This is a genomic window from Pseudoalteromonas sp. MQS005 (assembly GCF_001661605.1).
Classification (GTDB): Bacteria; Pseudomonadota; Gammaproteobacteria; order Enterobacterales; family Alteromonadaceae; genus Pseudoalteromonas; species Pseudoalteromonas tetraodonis.
Genome location: NZ_LYRQ01000022.1, coordinates 54,998 through 61,810, shown reverse-complemented (window position 1 = coordinate 61,810; position 6,813 = coordinate 54,998). Strand labels below are relative to the sequence as shown.

Here is a 6,813-nt window from a genome sequence, read left to right as displayed (position 1 = left end):
CAATCTGTACGAGTGCCCACACAGATGATTGCTTTATATTGTTAAAGAACGTTGCGATTAAAGCGTTAAACTTTACCTCGCTAGGGCTGCGCATATTACGCTTTCCTATTTTTTTGTCAACACTTAATTTTGTTAAACTTGAAAGTTTTTTAAACTAAGTTTTACTCGACTGACTGAGTAGCTCGTGCCTCGCTATGCGTTGGCGTTCCCCGTCTCAGTGGGGTCGCATTATAGGGAGATCCGAAAACAGATCAACCCTTTTTTGAAGAAAACTTGAAATAAATGACTGTTCGCTGCATATTTGAACGATAGGTGCTAAAAACACAACATAACTATCAATTCATTAACAATAAACGCGGTATTTAAGCGTTTAACTGTCAGATCGCCCTTAAATATGTGAAAGCTAACAACCCGAATGATCATCATGATCACAAATAATAGAGTAACCGCTGTGGATCTTATGTCTTTAGCTTGATCAGACAGAACATCAGTCTCTGTACTTATACGATTTGCTAATGCTTTTATAGCTATAGTTGAATTTAATCACTCGACTATGAGAATTAACTCGCTTTAACTATTCGTGCGAGTTCTGCTAAGTTTTAAACAAAATAAAGCCCCGCTTTTGCGAGGCTCTTACTTATGCTACACCGTATTGATCTCGGTATGCTTTTACTGCTGCTAAATGCTCATCCATGGTTCCTTGATTCTCAAGGTAACTGATTAGATCAGCCAATTTAACAATAGAAGTTACTTGAGTATTAAAGTCACGCTCTACTTCTTGTATAGCTGAAAGCTCGGCTTTACCTTTTTCTTGGCGATCAAGTGCAATTAAAACACCACTTAAATCTGCGCCATTATCCGCAATAATTTCCATTGACTCGCGAATAGCTGTACCTGCAGTGATCACATCATCAACTAACATGATCTTACCTTTAAGATCCGAACCTACTAAGCTGCCACCTTCACCGTGTGCTTTTTTCTCTTTGCGGTTAAAGCAGTAAGGCACATCTTTGTTGTAATGATCAGCCAACGCAACAGCGGTTGTTGTTGCAATTGGAATACCTTTATAAGCTGGGCCAAATAATACATCGTATTCAATTGCCGCATCTTCAAGCGCTGCAGCATAAAAGCGACCTAAGCGAGCAAGATCACGACCGGTATTAAACAAACCAGCATTAAAAAAGTATGGACTTGTACGGCCAGATTTTAAGGTAAATTCACCAAACTTTAATACCTGCTTTTCTAAAGCAAATTCAATAAACTCTTTTTGATATTCTTTCATCGCCGATTACCTATTTATGCTAGTGCTTGTTTTTGTACATCTATAATTTCACGAATTGAGTGCTTAGCGAGTGTAAGTAGCTCATCAAGTTCATCAAACGAGAAAGGCTCGCCTTCAGCAGTCCCTTGTACTTCAATAATTTTACCTGTTTCAGTTAAAATTACATTCATATCGGTTTCAGCGTCAGAGTCTTCAAGGTATTCTAAATCGCTAATCGCTTGGCCTTTATATATGCCAACTGAAATAGCCGCGATCATATGTTTAAGTGGGTTTGAATTAATCATCCCTTTTGCACGCATGTAAGTAAGTGCATCAACTAATGCAACACATGCACCACTAATTGATGCTGTACGTGTGCCGCCATCGGCTTGAATTACATCACAATCGATAGTGATCGTGTTTTCGCCTAACGCTTTTAAATCGATTGCGGCACGTAAAGAACGAGCGATTAAACGTTGAATTTCCATAGTACGACCGCCCTGCTTACCACGCGTTGCTTCACGATTATTACGTGTGTGTGTTGCACGCGGTAACATGCCATATTCTGCGTTAACCCAACCTTTGCCTTGGCCTTTCATAAAGCGTGGCACACCAGCTTCAACTGTCGCGGTACAAAGTACTTTAGTGTTACCAAACTCTACTAATACTGAACCTTCAGCATGTAACGTGTAGTTACGTGTAAACGTAACCGGTCTAATTTGATTAGGTGTTCTTTCGCTTGGACGCATTGACGATCCCCTTAATTCTGAATTTGCCACATTATATGTGGATGTGAATACAGATGCCATGTTGATTTATATTTAAGTGTGTTTAAAAAGTATGCAGCAGGTTAAATTTTCTTTAGAGCTTAAGCAGTGTTACGGTATAATCATTACAATATTGTATTTAAAAATGTAGGAAATCATCCATGATCCACAGTATGACAGCTTATGCGCGTCGCGAAATTAAAGGCGAATGGGGCACTGGCACGTGGGAAGTTCGTTCAGTGAACCAACGTTACCTTGAAACATTTATTCGTGCACCAGAGCAATTTCGTGGCATGGAGCCCGTTATTCGCGAGCGTCTGCGTAAGCACTTACAGCGTGGTAAGGTAGAAGTCTTCTTAAAATTTGTCGCAAATCCCGCACATGTTGGTGAATTATCAATTAATCAGTCGCTGGCGGAGCAGTTAATTAATAGTGCTAAGTGGGTTCAGCAACAAAGCAGTGGTGACATTAACCCTGTGGATATTTTACGTTGGCCTGGTGTTATGGAAGCACAAGAAATTGATATGGATAGTGTAAATACAGCTCTTATTAGTGGTCTTGACCAAGTAATTGAAGACTTTAAATCTGCGCGTGGCGATGAAGGTGCAAACCTTGAAGAAATGATAACTACACGATTAACCGCCATTTTAGAGCAAGTTGATATTGTTGAAGCACATATGCCAGAAATTACTAAGTGGCAACGTGAAAAGTTAGTACAAAAGCTTGAAGATTTAACAACAAATATTGATGAGTCACGCCTTGAGCAAGAACTGATTTATCTTGCACAAAAGCAAGATGTCGCTGAAGAGCTAGATCGTTTAAAGTCGCACGTTAAAGAAACTCGCAAAATCCTGAGTAAAGGTGGTGCTTGTGGTCGTCGTTTAGATTTTATGATGCAAGAGTTTAATCGTGAAGCAAACACGTTAGCATCTAAATCTATCAATAGTGACATCACCAACGCAGCTGTAGAGCTAAAAGTACTGATTGAGCAAATGCGTGAGCAGATCCAAAACATCGAATAGGTTTTTCACCCGTCCAAGAATGTCTTAAAAGCCCTGTTATTTGCTTGTAAATACAGGGCTTTTTTATTTTTCCCGTCCAAATCGGTTTGCAGATTTCCGTTACCAGTTGCTGTTTAAGTGGTGGGCAAAATGGTGGGCAAGACCTGTTTTTTTGACTCAATAAGCAAAAAGTCAAGGTATCTGGTGAGCAGATTTTTGCATCTATCTCACCACCGCCTTATGCCATCTCCACTTATCGTGCTGCTTGCAGATTGTTCAATCACTCAACTATCGAACCAATCGATAAACAAACAGTGGTGGGCAATGGTGAGCAAATTTTAACGATTTCTTAGGAATATAGAGTAACAAACGATGGCAAAACTAACCGCAACTCAGGTGCAGTCTTATGCTCGCACCGCAACAGCAAACAAAAAATACAGTGATGGGAATGGCCTATATTTTTGCGTAAGAAAATCTGGCATGCCGTATTGGATGCTAAGGTATACCAGCCTAAACGGACGACGAGAAGCCACGCTCGGTCAATATCCAAGCATGACCTTAGCAGAGGCTCGACTTGAATCATCTAAAATGCAGCTACAACTTCAGCAAGGTGAAGACCCATTAGCAATCCGTGCTATTGAAACCATCCCAGAGATCCAAAATGTCAGTCAGTTGTTTCAAGACTGGTATGCCAAAGACTTAAGTCGCCGGTTAAAGCACCCCAATATACCCAAACGTGTTTTTACCAAAGAAATTGCACCAGTGATTGGTCAACTTCCTATACAAGCCGTGCGCCCCACACATGTACGCGAAGTATTAGAGCGCATTCGAGAAAGTAACCGCCCTACCATTGCCAACGATACCTTGATGTACATGAAGCAGCTGTTTCGACATGCGATAAAGCTCGACTTAACGCTGAACAACCCAGCCGCAGCATTTACCGTGGACGATGCCGGGGGCGTGGAGTCCAGTAAAGACAGGATGCTCAGCAAAGAGGAAATTCACTACGCCTTTAGCGTGTTTCATACCCATATCAATAGCTTTGGCCGCGATAACTACCTCGCTTGCTGCCTGTTTTTGGTGTTGGGCGTGCGCAAAAGCGAACTGTGCGAAGCCATGTGGCGTGAAATGGATTTAACCACGGGCGTGTGGGATCTACCCAAAGAACGCAGTAAAACTGGCGTGCCAATCAGCATTCCCTTACCGCGCCAAGCCATTGCCTGGTTTAACGAGCTGCAAGCCCGCGCTTGTGGCTCGCCTTATGTTTTTCCAGCCAGACGAGCAAGCCATCGTCCACATATGGGGCCAGATACGCTAAACCGCGCCATTTCTAAACTCTTTGGTCGCGAGCCAGGGCGCAAAAAACAGCCTCCCAATAAAATGGGCAAACTTGAACACTTCACCGTACACGATCTGCGCCGCACCTTTCGCAGCCTTGCCGCTTCTTTGGGCATTGCTGGCAATGTAGCCGAACGCTGTCTTAACCATAAGCTAAAAGGCGTTGAGGGTATCTACGACCGCCACGATTACTTTGAAGAGCGCCGTATTGCTCATCAAACCGTGGCTGATGTGATCGAACCGCTGGTGAACTTTGAGCACCCTTCACAGCACAACACAGGAGGGCATTAACATGCAATTTATGATGCGACTCGCCCCCATTACCTTTCCAATAGCCATGCTGGCAGGACTTGGCTGGTGTATTGGCATTGCCCTACTCGAACAGCCTTATGGTATAGGCTACGCACTTACTCGGTATTGCCTGATGGTATTCTTGGTACTCGCTCCTTGGCTGACATTAAAACTCACGTTCTACGTGATTGTCAGCCTAGGACGCAAACTGGGGCTCATCCCGCCTGCACGCCCAACGTACAGCCTAGGTTATGAAGAATCACTCTATTGGTTCAGGGTATTAGCCTTTTTCGATGGCAAACGCAGCCGCATGCCGAAAAAGCCCATCAGGCGAAACTAACAAGCCCCCATTTGCTCACTTACTGTGGGCAGTTGGGACAATGGGGCAACACTTGATATGCCGAGCTTCAGAGGGTGAATAAGAGGGATGTGAACCGCCCCAAGGAATGGGGCAATTGGGGCTATGCAAAGTTTATAATTGGGTTAAACGCTGTTTTGCAAGCGCCCAAGGTAAGCGACGACCAGCTTTTGCCATTTTATCGTAGGCAGCTTGAGCTTCTTCAACTGACAATACACTATGGGTGACGAGCTGCTCGACAACCCATAGCGTACCTTGAACTAATATCGCTTCTTTTTCAGCCGCCTTCCTAAGCGCCATATCCCCAGTTAGCAATGGACACTGTTCTTGTTTCGCCAACGCAAGTGCAAAGCAATCGTTCATGCTAGGGCCAGCATACTTTTGCCTCAGTTCAAATGAGTACATCATAGACTCCGGGCTTAACTCACCCAACAACAACCCTAACTCGAGTAAATAGCCATGTTGATCGCTTAGCTCCTCGTGGAATAACACATCTGGAACTTTGAACTGGTAAGGCAAATTGAAAAAGACTTCTAATAATTGGCCTTCTTCGAGATCAATGAGAATATTGGCATCACTGATCAACAAATACATTTACACCGCCTCAGTCAACATTTGACGCTGCTTATGCAATGCCATTACTGACATCTGTAACAGCTCAGCGGCTTTGGATTCACTAACAATTCCCTCTGCCAATGCACGATAAACCAACTGCTCAAACAATAATGTCTGTTCTTGTGGATAAGGATTCCCTGGCTCCTGCTTACGCCAACCGTTTTTTGAGAACTGTATAAATATTTGGCGTTTTTTCTCTTCGGTGATCACACCAAGGTCGGCACTGCGATACAAACAAGCCGCCATGCTTAGGCCATATTCATGTTTCAGGAAATACAGCTCTTTGGGGTCTACGTTCGAACGTCGCTCTCCTAGATGCTGAAAAAGGCCTACTTCAGGCAGTAAAAACGCAGAAGCAAAGCGGTTGCAGGCCATCTCTTCGTCAATGGATTCATCTAGTAAGCCATGTAAAACAAGGTGGCCAAGTTCATGCGCCAATGTAAACCGCTGACGGCAACCAGGCCAATGAGAGGACACAACAACAATTGGCTGCCCTGATATTTTGGCTTGTAACCCATCAAATTTATCGGCTTGGGGTACGTTACTGACAATCACCAGAATACCTTTAGACTCAAGCAAGTCGATTAAGTCTGGCAATGGATTCATACCCAACTGCCAATCAGTACGGACTTTAGCAGCAACCTGTTCTACTGCGTCTAAAGTGCTTACAACAGGAACGTCGGGGTGGTAGTTAAAACTCGCTATCGGGAAGTTTGGCCATACATTTTTAAGCGCTAACCAGCGCTCAGCTTGGTCAACCACATCGGACTCAATCTTCTTTAGCAACTTAGCTGAAGCTGAGGCTTTTTTACGATACTCCACCTCACCCAAAGTCACCTGTGCTGAGCGAAAGAAGTATTCAGTACGAACCGACAAAGCCGTCGCTAATTTAAGTAAAACTCCCGACGAAGGCATACTCTGGTCGTGCTCGTATTTTTTAACCATGTTGGCACTAATACCAACTTGCTCACCCAAGGCCTGCATCGACAGGCCAGCGGCTGCACGGGCTCGTTTTATGCGCTCTCCAATCATACAGACCTCTGGTTTATAAAAACTAAAATAATTTTAAAAATATAAACCAAGTTGGCGTTTTTGTCGATTGGTTTTACAGGGCAATCATTCGCGTGTTCGCGCAAACACTTCCCCATGCCTTTACCCCCTTACGCCAAAACCACTATCCGT

7 protein-coding genes are annotated in these 6,813 nt (G+C 43.7%); 3 read left to right on the top strand and 4 right to left on the bottom strand.

Features of this window, described 5'->3' with window-relative positions:
- Positions 1 to 637 precede the first annotated feature (637 nt).
- Together pyrE and rph are read right to left on the bottom strand one after the other, a co-directional pair.
- Positions 638 to 1,282, bottom strand: a complete 645-nt coding sequence (pyrE, locus tag A9479_RS09710) for an orotate phosphoribosyltransferase (protein ID WP_033103752.1) — start codon at positions 1,280 to 1,282, stop codon at positions 638 to 640.
- Positions 1,283 to 1,296: 14 nt separating this feature from the next.
- Positions 1,297 to 2,010 carry a ribonuclease PH gene (gene rph / locus A9479_RS09705; RefSeq protein ID WP_033103753.1) on the bottom strand — a complete coding sequence of 238 codons (714 nt, stop codon included), beginning with the start codon at positions 2,008 to 2,010 and terminating at the stop codon, positions 1,297 to 1,299.
- A 179-nt stretch (positions 2,011 to 2,189) separates the two neighbouring features.
- Here rph and A9479_RS09700 point away from each other — a divergent pair, with 179 nt between their 5' ends.
- The 3 genes from A9479_RS09700 (at position 2,190) to A9479_RS09690 (ending at position 4,998) form a co-directional block, all read left to right on the top strand.
- On the top strand, positions 2,190 to 3,050 hold the full coding sequence (locus A9479_RS09700) for a YicC/YloC family endoribonuclease (protein ID WP_013466042.1): 861 nt from the start codon (positions 2,190 to 2,192) through the stop codon (positions 3,048 to 3,050).
- 351 nt (positions 3,051 to 3,401) lie between these two features.
- Entirely contained in the window at positions 3,402 to 4,658 is a 1,257-nt protein-coding gene (locus tag A9479_RS09695; protein WP_064663315.1) for a site-specific integrase, read from the top strand.
- 1 nt (position 4,659) lies between these two features.
- Positions 4,660 to 4,998, top strand: a complete 339-nt coding sequence (locus tag A9479_RS09690) for a hypothetical protein (RefSeq protein WP_064663314.1) — start codon at positions 4,660 to 4,662, stop codon at positions 4,996 to 4,998.
- Between the two features lie 132 nt (positions 4,999 to 5,130).
- On the opposite strand, the gene A9479_RS09685 is transcribed toward A9479_RS09690, so the two are convergent.
- Positions 5,131 to 5,610, bottom strand: coding sequence for a PIN domain-containing protein (locus A9479_RS09685; protein ID WP_055464387.1), 480 nt, complete (start codon positions 5,608 to 5,610; stop codon positions 5,131 to 5,133).
- Positions 5,611 to 6,663 carry an ImmA/IrrE family metallo-endopeptidase gene (locus tag A9479_RS09680; protein WP_064663313.1) on the bottom strand — a complete coding sequence of 351 codons (1,053 nt, stop codon included), beginning with the start codon at positions 6,661 to 6,663 and terminating at the stop codon, positions 5,611 to 5,613. It lies immediately after the preceding gene.
- Positions 6,664 to 6,813: the final 150 nt, after the last annotated feature.

Excerpts from the sequence above, each read along its gene's own strand:
- rph (WP_033103753.1), bottom strand. The coding sequence starts at position 2,010 with ATGCGTCCAAGCGAAAGAACACCTAATCAAATTAGACCGGTTACGTTT.
- A9479_RS09695 (WP_064663315.1), top strand. The coding sequence starts at position 3,402 with ATGGCAAAACTAACCGCAACTCAGGTGCAGTCTTATGCTCGCACCGCA.
- A9479_RS09680 (WP_064663313.1), bottom strand. The coding sequence starts at position 6,663 with ATGATTGGAGAGCGCATAAAACGAGCCCGTGCAGCCGCTGGCCTGTCG.
- A9479_RS09685 (WP_055464387.1), bottom strand. The coding sequence starts at position 5,610 with ATGTATTTGTTGATCAGTGATGCCAATATTCTCATTGATCTCGAAGAA.
- pyrE (WP_033103752.1), bottom strand. The coding sequence starts at position 1,282 with ATGAAAGAATATCAAAAAGAGTTTATTGAATTTGCTTTAGAAAAGCAG.
- A9479_RS09700 (WP_013466042.1), top strand. The coding sequence starts at position 2,190 with ATGATCCACAGTATGACAGCTTATGCGCGTCGCGAAATTAAAGGCGAA.
- A9479_RS09690 (WP_064663314.1), top strand. The coding sequence starts at position 4,660 with ATGCAATTTATGATGCGACTCGCCCCCATTACCTTTCCAATAGCCATG.